The 16249-nt window shown below is 70.7% G+C and carries 11 protein-coding genes and 1 pseudogene; 8 read left to right on the top strand and 4 right to left on the bottom strand.

Annotated elements, in window-relative coordinates; translation table 11 throughout:
- The first annotated feature begins 96 nt into the window (after positions 1–96).
- The 7 genes from KCQ71_RS03385 (at position 97) to KCQ71_RS03355 (ending at position 7963) form a co-directional block, all read left to right on the top strand.
- Positions 97–924 (top strand): sugar phosphate isomerase/epimerase family protein, encoded by an 828-nt coding sequence (locus KCQ71_RS03385; RefSeq protein WP_372453923.1) that lies wholly within the window; start codon positions 97–99, stop codon positions 922–924.
- A gap of 34 nt (positions 925–958) precedes the next feature.
- On the top strand, positions 959–1987 hold the full coding sequence (locus KCQ71_RS03380) for a Gfo/Idh/MocA family protein (RefSeq protein ID WP_223402846.1): 1029 nt from the start codon (positions 959–961) through the stop codon (positions 1985–1987).
- A gap of 205 nt (positions 1988–2192) precedes the next feature.
- Positions 2193–3638: an NADP-dependent phosphogluconate dehydrogenase gene (gene gnd, locus KCQ71_RS03375; RefSeq protein ID WP_223402844.1), complete on the top strand. Its 1446-nt coding sequence runs from the start codon at positions 2193–2195 to the stop codon at positions 3636–3638.
- A gap of 3 nt (positions 3639–3641) precedes the next feature.
- Entirely contained in the window at positions 3642–4508 is an 867-nt protein-coding gene (larE, locus tag KCQ71_RS03370) for an ATP-dependent sacrificial sulfur transferase LarE (RefSeq protein WP_223402842.1), read from the top strand.
- Positions 4501–5271, top strand: a complete 771-nt coding sequence (gene larB / locus KCQ71_RS03365; protein WP_223402840.1) for a nickel pincer cofactor biosynthesis protein LarB — start codon at positions 4501–4503, stop codon at positions 5269–5271. Before larE ends, larB begins: the two co-directional genes overlap by 8 nt.
- Positions 5272–5498: 227 nt before the next feature.
- Positions 5499–6920 (top strand): hemolysin family protein, encoded by a 1422-nt coding sequence (locus KCQ71_RS03360; protein WP_223402838.1) that lies wholly within the window; start codon positions 5499–5501, stop codon positions 6918–6920.
- Positions 6917–7963: a hemolysin family protein gene (locus KCQ71_RS03355; RefSeq protein ID WP_223402836.1), complete on the top strand. Its 1047-nt coding sequence runs from the start codon at positions 6917–6919 to the stop codon at positions 7961–7963. The genes KCQ71_RS03360 and KCQ71_RS03355 overlap by 4 nt, the downstream gene beginning before the upstream one ends.
- Before the next feature lie 135 nt (positions 7964–8098).
- Here KCQ71_RS03355 and KCQ71_RS03350 read toward each other — a convergent pair whose 3' ends face one another.
- From KCQ71_RS03350 to KCQ71_RS03340, 3 genes are read right to left on the bottom strand one after another with little or no spacing between them, the layout of a single operon-like run.
- Entirely contained in the window at positions 8099–8872 is a 774-nt protein-coding gene (locus tag KCQ71_RS03350; RefSeq protein ID WP_223402835.1) for a metal-dependent transcriptional regulator, read from the bottom strand.
- Positions 8873–8882: 10 nt separating this feature from the next.
- Complete coding sequence (locus KCQ71_RS03345) at positions 8883–9635, bottom strand: vitamin K epoxide reductase family protein (protein WP_223402833.1); 753 nt, start codon at positions 9633–9635, stop codon at positions 8883–8885.
- A 56-nt stretch (positions 9636–9691) separates the two neighbouring features.
- Positions 9692–12109: a metallophosphoesterase family protein gene (locus KCQ71_RS03340; protein WP_223402832.1), complete on the bottom strand. Its 2418-nt coding sequence runs from the start codon at positions 12107–12109 to the stop codon at positions 9692–9694.
- 753 nt (positions 12110–12862) lie between these two features.
- Here KCQ71_RS03340 and KCQ71_RS03335 point away from each other — a divergent pair.
- Positions 12863–14938: an HNH endonuclease signature motif containing protein gene (locus KCQ71_RS03335; RefSeq protein WP_372453912.1), complete on the top strand. Its 2076-nt coding sequence runs from the start codon at positions 12863–12865 to the stop codon at positions 14936–14938.
- A gap of 1184 nt (positions 14939–16122) precedes the next feature.
- Here KCQ71_RS03335 and KCQ71_RS03330 read toward each other — a convergent pair.
- Positions 16123–16249: pseudogene (locus KCQ71_RS03330) on the bottom strand (IS630 family transposase); the annotation flags it as partial.

Below are 16249 nucleotides of genomic sequence, written 5' to 3'. Positions count from 1 at the left end.
CGCTGTCCCGCTGGCTGAATTGAGCAATCGGATGCAGACGCGCCCCGACGTCGACGTCCCCCGCCCGTACCGCCACCTCGACCAGGAGCGATGACCATGTGGACCCTGTCCGGATTCTCCGATGAGATCTCACCCGACCTCGAACTGCAGGCCTCGACCGCGAACGGCCTGGGCCTGACGCACATCGAGTTCCGCAGCGCGTGGAACACCAACGTCCTCGATCTGGACGCCGAGCAGCTCGCCGAGGCGAAGCGGATCCTCGACGCACACGGCCTCAAGGTCTCCAGCATCGGCTCCCCGATCGGAAAGATCTTCATCGACGAGGACTTCGGGCCGCACCTGGACCGGATGCGCCACGCGGCCGACGTCGCCAAGCACTTCGGCGCGCCGTACATCCGGATCTTCTCGTTCTTCCTGCGCCCGGACACCGACCCAGCGGCCGTGCGCGACGAGGTCATCACCCGGATGCGCGCCCTGGCCGAGGTGGCTGCCGCGGCCGACGTGGTGCTGCTGCACGAGAACGAGAAGGAGATCTACGGGGACACCCCGGAGCGCTGCCTCGACATCGTGGAGTCCGTGGACTCGCCGAACCTTCGCCTCGCCTGGGACTCCGCGAACTTCGTGCAGGTGGGCGTGCGCCCGTTCAGCGAGGGTTACGCGATGCTGCGCCCGCACCTGGCCTACATCCAGATCAAGGACGCCCACCTCGCCGACGGGCAGGTGGTGCCGGCCGGTCATGGCGACGGTGAGCTCCTCGACACCGTCCGCGCGCTGCGGAGCGACGGCTTCGACGGGTTCTTCTCCCTCGAGCCGCACCTGAGCGTGACGCACAGCCTCGGCGGCTTCTCGGGTCCCGAACTCTTCACCGAGGCATGGCAGGCTTTCACGGACATGCTCAAGGCCGAAGAGATCCCCTTCGCCTGAGCCCGGCATACCAATACTCGTCAGGAGAACCCCTGTGCCAACGGCGGCAGTCATCGGCTGTGGTGACATCTCGATCGTCCATCTCGAAGCCATCTCCTCCCTCGGTGCCGACCTCGTCGCCGTCGCGGACACCGATCCCGAGCTGGCCCGGGCCACCGGCGCCCGCCTCGGCGTGCCGGCCTACACCGACCACCGGCAGCTGCTGGCCGAGGTCCGCCCTGACGTGGTGCACGTGTGCACCCCGCACGACCAGCATGTGAGCGTGGCCCTCGACGCGATCGAGGCGGGCGTGCACGTGATCACCGAGAAGCCGCTGGCACACACGATCGCCGAGGGCGAGCGGCTCGTCGCCGCAGCCGAGGGCGCCCCGGTCAAGGTGGCCGTCTGCCTCCAGAACCGGTACAACGCCCCGAACGCCCGCATGAAGGAACTGCTCAACTCCGGTGAGCTCGGCGCCGTGCAGGGTGCCTCCGCGGGTGTCTACTGGCACCGCAATGCCGCCTACTACGAGGCCAAGCCGTGGCGGGCCACCTGGGCGCGCAGCGGCGGCGGCCTGCTGATCAACCAGGCCATCCACACCGTGGACCTGCTCCAGTGGCTGCTCGGCGACGTCGAGCAGGTGCGCGGCCACGCCGCCACCCATGTGCTCGGTGACGCGATCGAGGTCGAGGACACCGCAGAGCTGATCCTGGACCACTCCGGTGGCGCCCGGTCCGTCATGTTCGCCACGAACGCGCACTCGGTAAACGCCCCCGTGTTCGTCGAGGTACTCACCGAGCGTGCGACCCTGACGATGCGCGGCGACCTGCGGGTGCAGTACACCGACGGTCGCACCGAGCATGTCGCCGAACGCGTCGCCACCTCGAGCGGTCGTGCCTACTGGGGCATCTCCCACGAGCTGCTCATCGGCGACTTCTACGACAAGCTCGACGACCCGGAGCCGTTCTGGATCTCGCCGGCCGAAGCCGCGAAGTCCCTGGCGATCCTGAAGAGCATCTACGCGCAGTCCCCGAACCTCGGCGCGCCCGCCGAGTCCGTCGCGCTGCCCGTGGGCGCGCGCTGACGCCGACCGCCACCCCGCGCCCGACGTGACGCCGACCGCCCAGCCGCCGGCCCCGCTGTCGGCCCGGCCCGACAGAGAGCAGCCCTGCGAACCTGAGACGGCCGCGCCCAGGTTCCGGCGTCGTGGCACGATCTAGACCAACTGCCGAGCCCGCCGCGCCGGGCCGGTCCGAACCTCAACCACATCCATCCGGAAGGACACCAAGATGAGCTCGTCCCCCACCGCCACCGCACAGGTCGGCGTCGTCGGACTGGCGGTCATGGGCCGCAACCTGGCGCGCAACTTCGCCAACCACGGACACACCGTGGCCCTGTACAACCGAACCCAGGCGCGCACCGACGACCTGATCGCGGCCCATGGCAGCGACGGCAACTTCGTCCCCGCCACCTCCGTCGAGGAGTTCGTGGCCAGCCTGGAGCGCCCGCGCCGGATCATCCTGATGGTCCAGGCCGGCGCCGGCACCGACGCCTCCATCGACTCGCTGCTGCCCCACCTCGAGGAGGGCGACATCGTCGTCGACGGCGGCAACGCCAACTACGAGGACACCCGGGTCCGCGAGGAGAAGCTGCGCGCACGCGGCCTGCACTTCTTCGGCGTCGGCATCTCCGGCGGCGAGGAGGGCGCCCTGAACGGCCCCTCGATCATGCCGGGTGGCTCCAAGGAGGGCTACGCCCAGATCGGGCCGCTCCTGGAGGACATCTCCGCCAAGTACGACGGCGAGCCCTGCTGCGCCTACATCGGCCCGGACGGCGCCGGTCACTTCGTCAAGATGGTGCACAACGGCATCGAGTACGCCGACATGCAGTTCATCGCCGAGGCCTACGACGTGCTCCGCGCGGCCGGCCTGGACACGAAGGCGATCTCGGACGCGTTCCGCGAGTGGAACACTGGTGACCTCGACTCGTTCCTGATCGAGATCACTTCCGAGGTGCTCGACCAGGTGGATGCGAGCACCGGCAAGGCGCTCGTCGACGTCATCAAGGACGCCGCCGGGCAGAAGGGCACCGGCCGCTGGACCGTGCAGAACGCCCTCGAGCTCGGGGTGCCGGTGAACACGATCGCCGAGTCCGTGTTCGCGAGGTCCGTCTCCGGGCACGCGGACCTGCGCGCCGCCGGGCAGGCGCACCTGTCCGGCCCGGACCAGAAGTTCACGCCCGACGACGTCGCCGCCCTGATCGAGGACGTGCGCCAGGCGCTGTGGGCGTCCAAGGTGATCGCGTACGCGCAGGGCCTTGACCTCATCCGCACCGGCAGCCTGCAGTACGACTGGGACATCGACGTGGCCGAGGTCGCCAAGATCTGGCGCGCCGGCTGCATCATCCGGGCCCGTCTGCTCGAGCGCATCCGCTCCGAGTACGCCGCCGGGAACCTGCCCACGCTGCTCGCCGCGCCGAGCATCAGCGAGGGCCTGGCGAACGCCCAGAACGGCTGGCGCCGGGTGGTCGCCGACGCGACGCTGGCCGGGGTGCCGGTGCCGGGCTTCGCGAGTGCCGTGTCCTACTACGACTCGGTCCGGGCGGAGCGCCTGCCCGCGTCCCTGATCCAGGGACTGCGGGACTTCTTCGGTGCGCACACCTACCAGCGCGTCGACGTCGAGGGCACGTTCCACACCGAGTGGTCCGCGGACCGCTCGGAGACCAAGGAAGCCTGACCCATGGGGCACGGGCCCACGCTGAGCATCCTCACGCCGGGCCAGATCGAGGCCGGCGCGCAGCGGGTCCGTGCCCTGATGGCGGGCACCGGGCCGCTCGGGGTCGCCTACTCCGGCGGCGTCGACTCCACGGTGCTGCTCGCCCTCGCGGTGCAGGCCCTCGGGGCCGACGACGTGGTCGCGATCCTCGGCATCTCGCCGAGCCTCGCGGCCGACGAGCGGACGGCGGCCCATGAGGTGGCGGACGTCATCGGTGCGCGCGTGGTCGAGGTGCACACCCACGAGGGTGAGAACCCCGACTACCAGCGCAACGACGTGGACCGTTGCTTCTTCTGCAAGGACGAGTTGTTCAACCGGATCTCGGACGAGGTGGTCGCCGAGCAGGGCCTGGTGAGCGTCGCGTACGGCGAGAACGCCGACGACGCGAAGCGGCCGGACCGGCCCGGCGCCCAGGCGGCGACGAACCACCGGGTGCTGCGTCCGCTCGCCGAGGCCGGCGTGGACAAGGCGATGGTGCGGGCGATCGCCCGGTCCCTCGGCCTGCCGAATGCGGACAAGCCCGCGGCTCCGTGCCTGGCGTCGCGGATCCCGCACCACCAGGAGGTCACCCCGGCCAAGCTGGGGCAGGTCGAGACCGTCGAGGCCGGCCTGCGCCGGCTCGGGTTCACCGACTCCCGGGTGCGCCACCACGGCGAGATCGCCCGGCTCGAGCTGCTCGCCGAGGACATCCCGCGGGCCGCGCAGCCCGGGCTGCGCGAACAGATCCAGGAGCTCGTCACCGGTGCCGGGTTCGCTTTCGCCGCCGTGGACCTCAAGGGGATCCAGTCCGGCGCGTTCACGATGGCACTTGTCGAGGGCCGCGGTGCCTGAGGGCTGGACTCCCCCACCCGAGCTGAGCCGGCTCGTCGACCTCGACCATGACCGGGGCGCCCGCCGCGGCTACCCCGAAGCCGTCTACTGCGAGGGCAAGAGCACCGCGCAGGTCGCCCTGATCGCGGCCGCCTACGCGGCTCGGCACCGGCCTGCCCGGCCGGTCGAGAGTGCTGAAGTGGCAGCCACTTCCGCTCTCTCACCGCCGTCGGCCGTGCTGTTCACCCGGGCGAGCGCCGAGCACGCCGAAGCGATCCTCGCCGAGTTGCCGGACGCCGTCGACGACCGCGAAGCGCGGCTCGTGGCCTGGCCGCCGACGCCGCCCGAGCCCACCGGCGGCCTGGTCGTGGTGGCCGCAGCCGGCACGTCCGACCTGCCCGTGGCACGAGAGGCCGAGCTCACGGCGCGCTACCTGGGCCGGCGCACCGAACTGGTGATGGACGTCGGCGTGGCCGGGTTGCACCGCGTCCTGGCCCGGCTCGACCTGCTCCGCTCAGCCGCGGCGATCGTGGTGGTGGCCGGCATGGACGGCGCGCTGCCGGCCGTCGTCGCCGGCCTGGTCAGCGCCCCGGTGGTCGCGGTGCCCACGTCTGTCGGCTACGGCGCGGCCTTCTCGGGCCTGGCCCCGCTGCTGTCGATGCTGAACGCGTGTGCCCCCGGCGTGGGCGTGGTCAACATCGACAACGGGTATGGCGGTGGTCACCTTGCCGCCCAGATCGCGGCCACCGCGGCCGACGAACGTGAGCTCCGGCCCGAACCATAGGTAGCATGATCCGAGGCCCTCGCGAACCGCGGGGGCTGACGCACACCCAGGATGGAGAACATGGGCGCCACCGGCGACTATGACAGTACCGACGACACCGGGTCCGGCGCCGAGACGCCAGCCTCCGATACGGAGAGTCACAGACCCTGGCCCCAACCGGACGATGACGATCCGGAGGGCCATCAACCCGGGCCTCGCGGCCCGTTCAACCGCGAGGCGGCCATCCGATGACGGAGGTCGCACTGCTCCTGCTGGCCATGGTGCTTGTGGCGGCCTGCGGCGCGTTCGTCGCCGCGGAGTTCGCCCTGGTCACCGTGCCCCGGTCGACCGTCGAGCGCGAGGCCGCTGCCGGTGACCGCAAGTCCCAGGGTGTCCTGACCTCCCTGCGGACCCTGTCCACACAACTGTCCGGCGCTCAGCTCGGGATCACCGTCACGAACCTGGGCATCGGCTTCCTCGCCGAGCCCGCCATCGCCAACCTGGTCGGCCCCGGCCTCGAGGACGCCGGGCTGAGCGCGTCCGCCGCTTCCTCAGTGGCGCTCACGATCGCGCTCGTGCTGGCCACCGCGATCACGATGATCTTCGGGGAACTGGTGCCGAAGAACCTCGCGATCGCGACCCCGTTGGCGACGGCCCGCGCCGTGGCCGGGTTCCAGCGCGGCTTCACGAAGGCGACCGCCTGGCCGATCCGGTTCTTCAACGGCACCGCCAACGCGATCCTGCGCCGCCTCGGCATCGAGCCGCAGGAGGAACTGGCCTCGGCCCGGTCCGCCGAGGAGCTCTCCGCGCTGGTGCGCCACTCCGCGAACTCCGGCACCCTCGCCGAGGACACCGCCGAGCTCGTCGAGCGCTCCCTCGCCTTCGGCGACCGGCGGGCCCGGGACGCGATGACCCCCCTCTCCCAGATGGTCAGCCTGCGCCCGCAGGACAGCCTCGACGACCTCATCACCACCGCGAAGGAGTCCGGGCACTCCCGGTTCCCCGTGATCGAGGTGATCCAGGAGAACGGGCACACCGAGATCGACGTGCTCGGCCTGGCGCACGTGCGCGGCGCCCTGGCGGTGCCGTTCGAGCAGCGCGCCCACACCCCGGTCGCCACCGTGGTCACCGATGCGACCCTGGTGCCCGACTCCCTGGAGCTGGACGAACTGCTCGACGACTTGCGCGCCGGCGGCCTGCAGATGGCGCTGCTCATCGACGAGTTCGGCTCGCTGGCTGGGCTGGTCACCCTCGAGGACCTGGTCGAGGAGATCGTCGGAGAGGTCCGCGACGAGCACGACACCGACGAGTTCGTCCCGGCCGCCGGTGCGGACGGGAGCTGGCACCTGCCCGGCCTGATGCGGGTCGACGAGGCGAGCGAACGCCTCGGCGTCGAACTGCCCGAGGACGAGGCCTACGACACCCTCGGTGGGCTGGTCGCCGACGAGCTCGGCCGCCTGGCCGCCGTCGGCGACAGCATCGAGCTGGTCAGCGCGCAGGTGCCCGGTGAGGACCAGCAGCGGCTCCGGCTGGACGTGCTCGACCTCGACGGACACCGCGTGGAGTCCGTGCGGATCGCCGTGCTCGGGCCGGTCGAGCCCGAGGACGGCGAGCACGCGAGCACTGCCCACCGGACCGACCACGCGAGCGAGCGGGAGGACCACCGGTGAGCGCCGCCGTCGGGATCCCCCTGACCCTCGCCCTGCTGGCCCTGAACGCGTTCTTCGTGGGCGCGGAGTTCGCACTCATCTCGGCTCGGCGTACCAAGATCGAACCGCTCGCCCTCGAAGGGAGCCGCCGCGCCCGGATCACGCTGGGGGCGATGGAGCGGGTGTCCATGATGATGGCCGGCGCACAGTTGGGCATCACCATCGCCTCGCTCGCGCTGGGGTCGATCAGCGAGCCGGTGATCGCGCACCTGCTCGAGGTGCCGTTCGACGCGATCGGGGTTCCGGATGCTCTGGTCCACCCGATCTCGTTCGCGATCGCGCTCTCCCTCGTCACCTATCTGCACGTCGTGCTTGGAGAGATGGTGCCCAAGAACATCGCCCTGGCCGGCCCGGAGCGGATGGCGATGGCGCTCGCGCCGCCGCTGACCGTGATCGTGCGCGTGCTGTACCCGCTGCTGTGGGTCCTGAACACGCTCGCGAACCTGGTCCTGCGGATGATGCGGGTGCAGCCCCGCGACGAGGTGGCGAGCACGTTCACGCGGGACGAGGTGGCGTCGCTGGTGTCGGAGTCCCGCTCCGGCGGGCTGATCGAGCTCAACGACGAACGCCTGCTCATGGGCGCACTGCAGTTCTCGGACCGGGACGTGCGTTCGGTGCTGCTGTCCATGGCAACGCTGCGGACGCTGCCCGAGGGGGTCAGCCCGGCGGGGGCCGAGTCGGTCTCCGCGGAGGGCTTCTCCCGGTTCCCACTGCGCCGCGCGGACGGCACCCTGAGCGGCTACGTGCACATCAAGGACCTCCTCGAGACCGATCCAGTGCTCCGGGAGCGCCCGGTGCCGGCCGACGTGGTGCGGACCCTGCCGGACGTGCGGGCCACCGACTCGCTGCGGTCGGTGCTCGCCGCGATGCAGGCCAGCGGGGCGCACCTGGCCCAGGTCCTGGACACCGACGGCACCCCGCTCGGCGTGGTCACGCTGGAGGACGTGCTCGAGGAGCTGGTCGGCGTGATCCGGGACGACTCCCGGCGGTTGCCGGCGCGCTGACGCCCCGACGGCGGCCGGTTGCCCTGGGTCCGAACGGGCCCGACGGCGGCCGGTTGCCCTGAGTCCGAACGGGCCCGACGGCGGCCGGTCGCCCGCGTCGCGAGGGCGGCGGCCGGGTCCGGGTCGCCTCGGGCGTCAGGCCCGGGTGACCCAGATGGCGGCGGTCGCCTCGGTGCTCAGGTCCACCGCGCCGGCCTCGATCTCGGTGTCGAGGTCCAGATCGTGGTCGGAGATCTCGCGGAGCAGCTCCGGTTCGGCGTCGCTGATCCTGGCGATCCGCACCGGCTGCCCGGGCGTGACGTCATCCAGGCGGTGCGCCCGCGGCAGCGCCACGGTGCCGTCCGGTTGCGGGATCGGGTCCCCGTGCGGATCCCGGACCGGGTGACCGAGCACGTCGTCCATCCGGCCGAGCAGCCGGTCCGAGACGGAGTGCTCGAGCTGCTCGGCGTCGTCGTGGACCTCGTCCCAGCCGTACCCGAGCTGGAGGGCCAGGTAGGTCTCCATCAGGCGGTGCCGGCGCACCATCGCCAGGGCCACCCGGCGTCCCTGCACGGTCAGCGTGACGCGGCGGTACGGCCGGTAGTGGACGAGCCCTGCGCCGGCGAGCCGCTGCACGTTCTCCGAGACCGTCGGTGCGCCCACACCGAGGCGGGCGGCGAGCTCGGAGGTGCTGGCGCCGTCGGGCCCCCACTCGCCGATGTTGTAGATCGCCTTGAGGTAGTCCTGCGTGACGTTGGAGGTGGGCAGCTCGACGTCGTCGACGCGCAGCGACCCGCCGTCGACGCTCGCCTCGGCCGCCGACGGGGCGAGCGCGCCGGCCACACCCGCATCCGGATGCTCACAACGCACCCCCGGCGCCAGGGTGAGACCTGCGCAGAACTGTTGCTGCGCCGTCGCCGGCTCGTTCATGGTGACCACCTCAGAACACCAGCAGCCACTTCTCGCCGAACGCGAGCACCGCGGCCGCGACGACGAGCAGGTACCAGAGCGCCGTGATGATCCAGCGGTTCCCGACCAGGAACGAGCGCAGGCCGGGCCCGCCGGGCAACGCGCCGTTCTGCACCGAGCGCGCCGTGGTGTGCACGAACAGCGGGATGATCACCGCCCAGACGACCAGGCAGTACGGGCACAGCGCCCCGATCTGGGTGAGGGCCTGCACCTGCAACCAGGTCACGAAGGCGATCGCGAACACGGTGCCGGCGAAGAACCCGCGCCAGTACCAGCGCGGGAGGCGCACCCCGACCAGCAGTAGCACACCCGTGATGATGACCACCGGGAACGTGGCCAGACCGATCCACACGTTCGGGAAGCCGAACGCATTGGACTGCTCGCTGGCCAGGAACACGCCGCACCCGATCAGCGGGTTGATATCGCAGGCGGGCGTGAAGTTGGGGTCGGCGAGGGTCGCGAGGTAGTCCAGGTTCAGCCGGATGGACGCCCACAGGCCGGCCAAGCCCGCGATGATCGTGAGGATCGCGAACTCGCGACGGGAGCCGCCGAGGCGCTCGTGCTCGCTCGGCAGGCTCCGCGCACCCGCGGGCGGGATCGGCTCCAACTCGTCGTCGAACTCCTCGTCATCGGCGAGGTCGGTGGTGGCGGGCGCGTCGGGGTCGTCCGCAACTGCGCCGGCCGGCAGGTCAGCACTCGCGCTGGTCGGTTGATCCAGGCTCAAGGTCTTGGCTCCGTCACGTCGGGAATCCTGACTCCAGTATGGGACATGCTGGCCGCTCACCCATCGGCCGGGTCGCCCTCGGCGTCCCCGGACACGAACGTCTCGGGCGTCTCCGGGAACGCGAACCACTCGGAGATGTCAACGCTCGCGTCCGGGTCGATCGTGATGAGCCGGTAGTCCACGGGCAGGCCCGCCTCCGGGTCCCAGCGGATCACGGTCATCACGGACGGGTTCTGCAGCGGCCCGATCGTGGGCGTGCCGCTGCCCGCGCCGGCGGTGCTCGCCGACGTGTACTGCAGCCCGAGCCCGAGCTGGCGCGGACCCACCTGACGGTGCAGGTGCCCGGAGATGCTCAGCGTCGCACAGCCGGCCTCCACGGACTGCCGGCCGGCGAACGGGCTGTGGATGAGCACGATGTCCACAGGCTCGTCGTCCTCCTGGAGTTGGCACGCGAGCTGGCTGATCCGGTTGCCCATCTGGTTGATCGTCTCCTCCCGCTCCGGGCGGGTCGGCGCCCCGAGGGAGGTGAGGGTGGGATCGGTGTCGCCGAGGATCCTGATGCCCTGCACGTCGACCGGCTCGCCGTGCAACACGGTCCAGCCGGCGTTCGCCTCCTGGTCAGCCGTGGTGACCGAGTCGTGGTTACCGTCCGAGACGACGACCGGGACGCCGTCGGGGACGCCCCGGGCAAACGCGTTCACACAGTAGGACTCGACCGACGTGCCACCCATCACCGTGTCGCCCGCGTTCAGCACCAGCGAGGACTCCGAGGCAGTCACCGCGGCCCCGACCACCGGTGCCATCCCGACGTTGCAGTGCAGGTCGCTGACGAGCAGCATCGTGACGAGTTCGGGTTCGCTCTCGGTGGCATCGGCGTCGTCGGTGGCTGAGTCGTCAGTGGCTGAGTCGTCAGTGCCGTCGGTCGCGTCCGCGGCGGCGCCGGTCGCGTCCGCATCGGCGCCCGGGCCGTCGGTGGACTCGGCATCGGCGCCCGACGGCGAATCGCCGGGTTCGGCCGAACCGTCGCCGCTGGTCGCGCCGTCGGTACCGGTGCTCCCACCCTGGTCCGTGGCATCGCCGCCGTCCGTGCTCGCGTCGCTCGCCAGATCGGTCGGCTCGGTCCCGGACTCCCCGGACGGGCTCTCCTGCGGCGTCTCGCCCTCGGCGGGGGCAATCGGGTCCGCCTCGGCGGCGTAGGCGGCCTCGAGGTTCGTCTGCGCCCGGGCGTAGAACTCGGTGTTGTCATCGATCGCGTCCACCACGTACCCGCCGTAGTGGTCCACGAGGGTCGCCAGCCTGCCGGTGATCCGTGCCTCGGCCAACGGTGTGTCGGCCAGGATGCGAGAGGTTCGCCCCACCCCACCCGAGGTCTGGGTGGCCTCCACCAGAGGCAGCCCTACGAGGACCACTGCCAACGCGACGCTCACGGCCGGCACGCCTTGCCGGGCCCATGCGCTCTTGACAGCGTCGCGGAGCACACCGTGCGCCGCCAGCCGGCCGAGGGCGGCGCCGACCAACAGCACACTCCAGTACAGGATCCATCGGGACACGACGTCCAGAACGAGACCGTACGCGGCATCGGAGATCGCGGCCTCCGGGTTGGCCAGGAACTGGCTGTAGCTGGTGAGGTCGGACGTGAGACCCACCACCGGGTCGGTCTGCGGGGTGCTCAGCTCGATCGGGATCTCTTTGACGAGCACGTCCACGCCGAGGTTCAGCGGCAGCGGCGAGTCGACGATCAGCGCCCCCAGCGGGCCCATGTCCACCGTGACCTCCCCGTTGAGGCGCACGCTGTAGTCGGCCCGGTGTGGGCCCAGGGACCCCTCATAGTCGGCCGTCATGACCCCTGCGAGGAGGGAGAGCAATCCGGTGAGCACGAAGGCAACCACGGCCCGGATGGTGCGGCGCGTGCGTGGGCGCTGACGGTGCCACCACTCGAAGCGGTGCCGAGGGGGCGCTGCCGCACCGTCCGTGTCGCTCGCCCCGTCGGCCTTCGTCGGTGCGCCCGCGCCGGCAGTCGCGATGGCTGCGTCGTCAGTCGCGTCAGTCCCTGCGACAGCAGCATCAGCTGCCGTGCCGGCCTCGTCGTCGATCGCGTCAGCCCCGGCGACAGCAGCATCCGCCGCCGTGCCGGCGTCGTCGTCGATCCCGTCAGCCCCGGCGACAGCAGCATCCGCCGCCGTGCCGGCGTCGTCGCCAGTCGGTCCTGCGGCGGCGACGTCGCGCTCAACCTCCGCGGCGGCGTCACGGTCCCCTTGACGGGCCACTGACTGGTCCGAGTCCTCCGCCACGCTGGCGTCACCTTCCGGCAGCTCACCCGTGACCCGATCAGCCCTGTCCGCCGTGCCGGCGGCGTCCGGTCCGCTCGAGTCACTGTCCTGCGCGCCTATGCCGTCGGGGTCGGCAGCGGCGCTGGGCTCGTTGACGTCGCCCGGGTTCCGTTCGTCGTCAGACTCATTGGGCTTGTCGCTCATACGTCGATCTTCACACTGACCCGGGACTTCCCGCGCACCCGGCCCGCCAGTCGGTCCAGCATCCCAGCCATCGAACCCATCCAAGCCCATGCCGATCGATCGTCGAATCCTGTCATCAAGGCGACCATCGAGACGTAGCCGAAGGACACGGCTACGACATCCGCGCAGGCTCGCGTTCAGCGCTGTGGATGGACTGGCATCGGGGCGTCTCGGAGGCCGATTCTGGGCTGTCACGACGGGCTGATGTCCCTGTATCCACAACGGAAATCGGGGATCTTGCGCTGTCGGTGGGGCGTCCTAGAGTGGAGGTCAAGCAGTCAAACAGACGTTCGAAACCGGCAGGCGTTTCGGACCCGGAACTTCGATGGGGAGGTGAGCACACATGGACGACACCACAACCACCACCGGTGGCCCCGGTACCCCTGGCAGCAGTGGCGGTGGCGCGGGCACCGGCGGTGGCCCGTCGGGTGCGGGTGTGGCGCTCGCCTCCCGGATGCACCTGTCCCTGGCGGAGTTGATGGCCGGGTCGTTGGATGACCAGCTCATCGCGATCGAGGCCATCACGCAGTCCATCGCTACTGCCGACCCCATCACCGAGTCCGACCGGTACGGGTCCCGGTTCCTGGGCCACGCAGCACTACGGACCCACCTGATCACGCAGGCGTTGACCGGTGCCCAGCTGGACTGGATGGGCGCCGAGGCCGAGGCCGGGACCTGGGACACCAGCAAGGGGTTCGTACCTACCCGCACTACGTGGCCAAGACCTACGGCATCTCCGGTGCCAACGCCCGCCGCATGTCCACCCTGGCCACCGGTCTCCGTAACAGCCTGCCCGCGACCCGGACGTGGTTGCGGACCGGGCAGATCGGCCTCGACCAGGCCCAGATCCTGCTCAAGGCCACCACCACCCAAGCCGCGGTCGACGGCCTCCAGTACCCCGCCACCCCCACCGACCTCGCCGGGGACGACGGCTCGGGCGACGCCAGCTCGGGCGACACGGACCCGACCACGGTCACCGACACCACCGACGGCGCTGACGCCACCGACGGTCCTGACACGGCCGAGGGGACCGACCCGGCAGGCGAGGGTGCGACCGGCACCGGCGACGCCGGCGACGGGACCGACCCCACGTCCTCCGACGCCGGCGACGGGACCGACCCCACGTCCTCCGACGCCGTGGGTGGCACCGACACCACCGGCGCCCCCGCGGGTGCTGGTCGGGTGCAGACGGTGGAGGAGTTCCTCCTGAGTAATGCCGCCACCCGGTCTCCGGAGGACCTGCGCAGGCTGGTCGATCACTTCGTCGCGATCGCCGACCCCGACGCCACCAATAAGGCTCACCGGGCTGCGGCCGACCGTGAGTTCTTGAACATCGACCGGACCATGGACGGCTACCACGTGGCCGGGTTCCTCACCCTCGAACACGGCCAGTACATCCGCACCGCCCTCGAAGCGATCATGGGCAAGCCCGCCGCAGGTGAGACCCGCACCTCCGGTCAACGCCGCGCCCAAGCCCTCAGCGACCTCGCCCACATGATGTTGGACCAAGGCAAAGTCGGCACCTCCGGATCCGTCCGCCCCCACCTCGGCGTCCTGATCAGCTACCCCGAATTCCTCGACGCCATCAACACCACCGAAGCCGCCAACGCAGCCGAAGCCGCCAACGCAGCCGAAGCCGCCAACGCAGCCGAGGCCGAGGAAGCAGCCGAGTCCGCGGAAGCAGCTGCGGAAGCCGCCGAGGAAGCAGTAGCTGACGAGGTACCCGGCGGAGCGGATGTGGCCAGCCCGACGGCACCCCCGCGGCCGATCACCGACCCCCTGCCCGGCCTGGACACCACCGACCCGACCGAACCCAGCCCCCACAGCAGCGACGGCAGCCCGAGCGGCCCGGCCGCAGCTGGCAAGGCGGCCACCCCGGCCCCGGCGAACGAGCCCGGCTCTCCCACGCCAGCACCCGCCACGCCGACCGGGCCCAACACGGCCGATGCCACCGGGCCGACGAGCGACACGAGCACACCTGCCGAAGCACCCACCCTGCCGCGCCCAGGGGCGCCTGTGGACCTGGCAGGCGAGCCGGACGCTTCCGCGCAAGCCCCATCAAGCACGCCGGACAGGACCGGTGTGCCCGACTGCCAGTCGCCGGCCGTCGGACCGCTGGGCCAACCCACCACCGGCACCGCCCTGCCCGGTGTCAACGGCACCGCTGTGCCCGGTGTCAACGGCACCGCCCTGCCCGGTGCCAACGGGACCGCTGCGCCCGGTGCCAACGCGACCGCTGCGCCCGGTGCCAACGCGACCGCTGCGCCCGGTCTCAACGGCGCCACTGGGCCCGGTCTCAACGGCACCACCGTGCCCGGTGCCGACGGCACCGCCCTGCCCAGCACCGGACGGGACTGGGCCGCCCTGCTGGCCGCGGGACCGGCGACCTTCATCGACAACACCGGCCCCGTCCCCCGCGACCTGCTCGACCGGATCATCGGCTGCGCCGGCGAGATCTACCGCATCATCTTCGGACCCGACAACGAAATCCTCAACCACGGCCGCGCCCACCGCCTCTTCACCGCCGCCCAACGCCGAGCCCACGTCGCCCGCGACCGCCACTGCGTCCACCCCGACTGCACCGTCCCACCCGAACGCTGCGAATCACACCACAGCACCCACTGGGCCAACGGCGGCAACACCGACCTCCACGACGCAGCCCTGCTCTGCTACCACCACCACCACTGGGTCCACACCCACAACATCACCATGACCAGACGCCACGGAAAATGGCACTTCTACAAGCCAGACGGCACCGAAATCCTCCCCACCCGAAACCCCTGGAACTGATCGCATCGATGAAAGCCTGGGTCGGAGGGTCAGGCCCAACCGGTGAGCCGCCGAGACTGGCCGGAACGATCGTTCCGGCCAGTCGCGTCTGGCTCAGCATCGCCTGAGCAGAGGGCGTACGCGGGAAAGGTCACTCGTCAGCACGTACGAGGAGAGACAGCGCTGAGCGCAGGCTGACACGGGCGTCGGTCGCGGAGCCGTTCAGGCCCGCCAGCGCTGTCGCGATGCGTTTTCCCTCACACGTTGGCCCAGCCGACGAACGAGCTCCACGCTGGTCATTCTGAACGACCTGGTCTGTCAGGACCGCTCCAAGTAGTAGATGTTCGAGCGGCGATCGCCGACGACGCCGGAGGCGAAGCCGAGGTAGAGGCGGGGCCGTCCTTGACGGTATTCGATCGCCAGGCCTTCGGGCTCGCGGAAGTCCAACTCGGCCCCGGTGACGTTGTGGACCCGCTCCACCAGCGCGCCGGTGCGCCAGTCAATACGTCCCACGTGGGTGTTCCCGGGCACAGGGTTGGTGTCGCTATAGCTGTTCCCGTCGATTGTGTACATGGAGTCGCCGTCGAGCGCGTAACCCTGGAAGGTGCCCAGGCCCTCCGGCCGGGCGAAGTCGGCGACCGGGTCCGGCACCCGACCGAGCAGAACTTCCCGCAGCGGCAGGATCGCCACCCGCTTGTCGACCCCGCTCCAGTAGCAGATGGCCATCCGGCCCCAGCGGTGATCGATTGCGCACGTGTATTCCTGTGCGCCCGGCACCGGCCGGTGATCAGTCGCGCGTGGATCGTTCTGGTCCATCGTCGCGCCGTGCTGCCAGCGCACCTGTTTGAGCACGGTGCCATACCCGTTGTCGTTCACTCGGCCCTCGATCCACAGGTCGAGTCCACGGCGGCCGCGGTGCACCGCGAAGGAGACCGCATGCCCGTACCCGAGCATCGTCATCCAGCCGCGGATCCGCCCGCGCCGATCCATCTCGGTGATCCGTAGGTCGCCGGCCTTCCCGGCGGAGCCCGCAAGCAGTTGGGCGACGAAGAGCCTGCCATGGTCGGGCTCGAAGGCGAACGACTGCTGGATGGTCTCAGAGGACAGAGGGGCGCCGGTGTAGAGCGGCAATGCCTCAGCCCCGAGGTCGAAGTACGGCGATCCCGCCGACGCCGGAATTGCGCCCGCAGCAAGAAGTCCCGTTGCTAGTGGCGCGGATTTGAAGTTGTTGGACGGTTGGCCTTCTTGAGGATCTCGTCTGCGGTCTTGGTCCACACGAATGGGTGGGCGCGTTTGTTCCAGCCCTCGATGTAGGCGCGGAGCTTGCCGTTG

The organism is Occultella gossypii (assembly GCF_019947135.1).
Lineage (GTDB): Bacteria > Actinomycetota > Actinomycetes > Actinomycetales > Beutenbergiaceae > Occultella > Occultella gossypii.
The sequence above is the reverse complement of the archived record's forward strand: the minus strand, read 5'-3'. Positions and strand labels throughout refer to the sequence as shown.

Excerpts from the sequence above, each read along its gene's own strand:
- KCQ71_RS03385 (WP_372453923.1), top strand. The coding sequence starts at position 97 with ATGTGGACCCTGTCCGGATTCTCCGATGAGATCTCACCCGACCTCGAA.
- gnd (WP_223402844.1), top strand. The coding sequence starts at position 2,193 with ATGAGCTCGTCCCCCACCGCCACCGCACAGGTCGGCGTCGTCGGACTG.
- larE (WP_223402842.1), top strand. The coding sequence starts at position 3,642 with ATGGGGCACGGGCCCACGCTGAGCATCCTCACGCCGGGCCAGATCGAG.
- KCQ71_RS03360 (WP_223402838.1), top strand. The coding sequence starts at position 5,499 with ATGACGGAGGTCGCACTGCTCCTGCTGGCCATGGTGCTTGTGGCGGCC.
- KCQ71_RS03350 (WP_223402835.1), bottom strand. The coding sequence starts at position 8,872 with ATGAACGAGCCGGCGACGGCGCAGCAACAGTTCTGCGCAGGTCTCACC.
- KCQ71_RS03340 (WP_223402832.1), bottom strand. The coding sequence starts at position 12,109 with ATGAGCGACAAGCCCAATGAGTCTGACGACGAACGGAACCCGGGCGAC.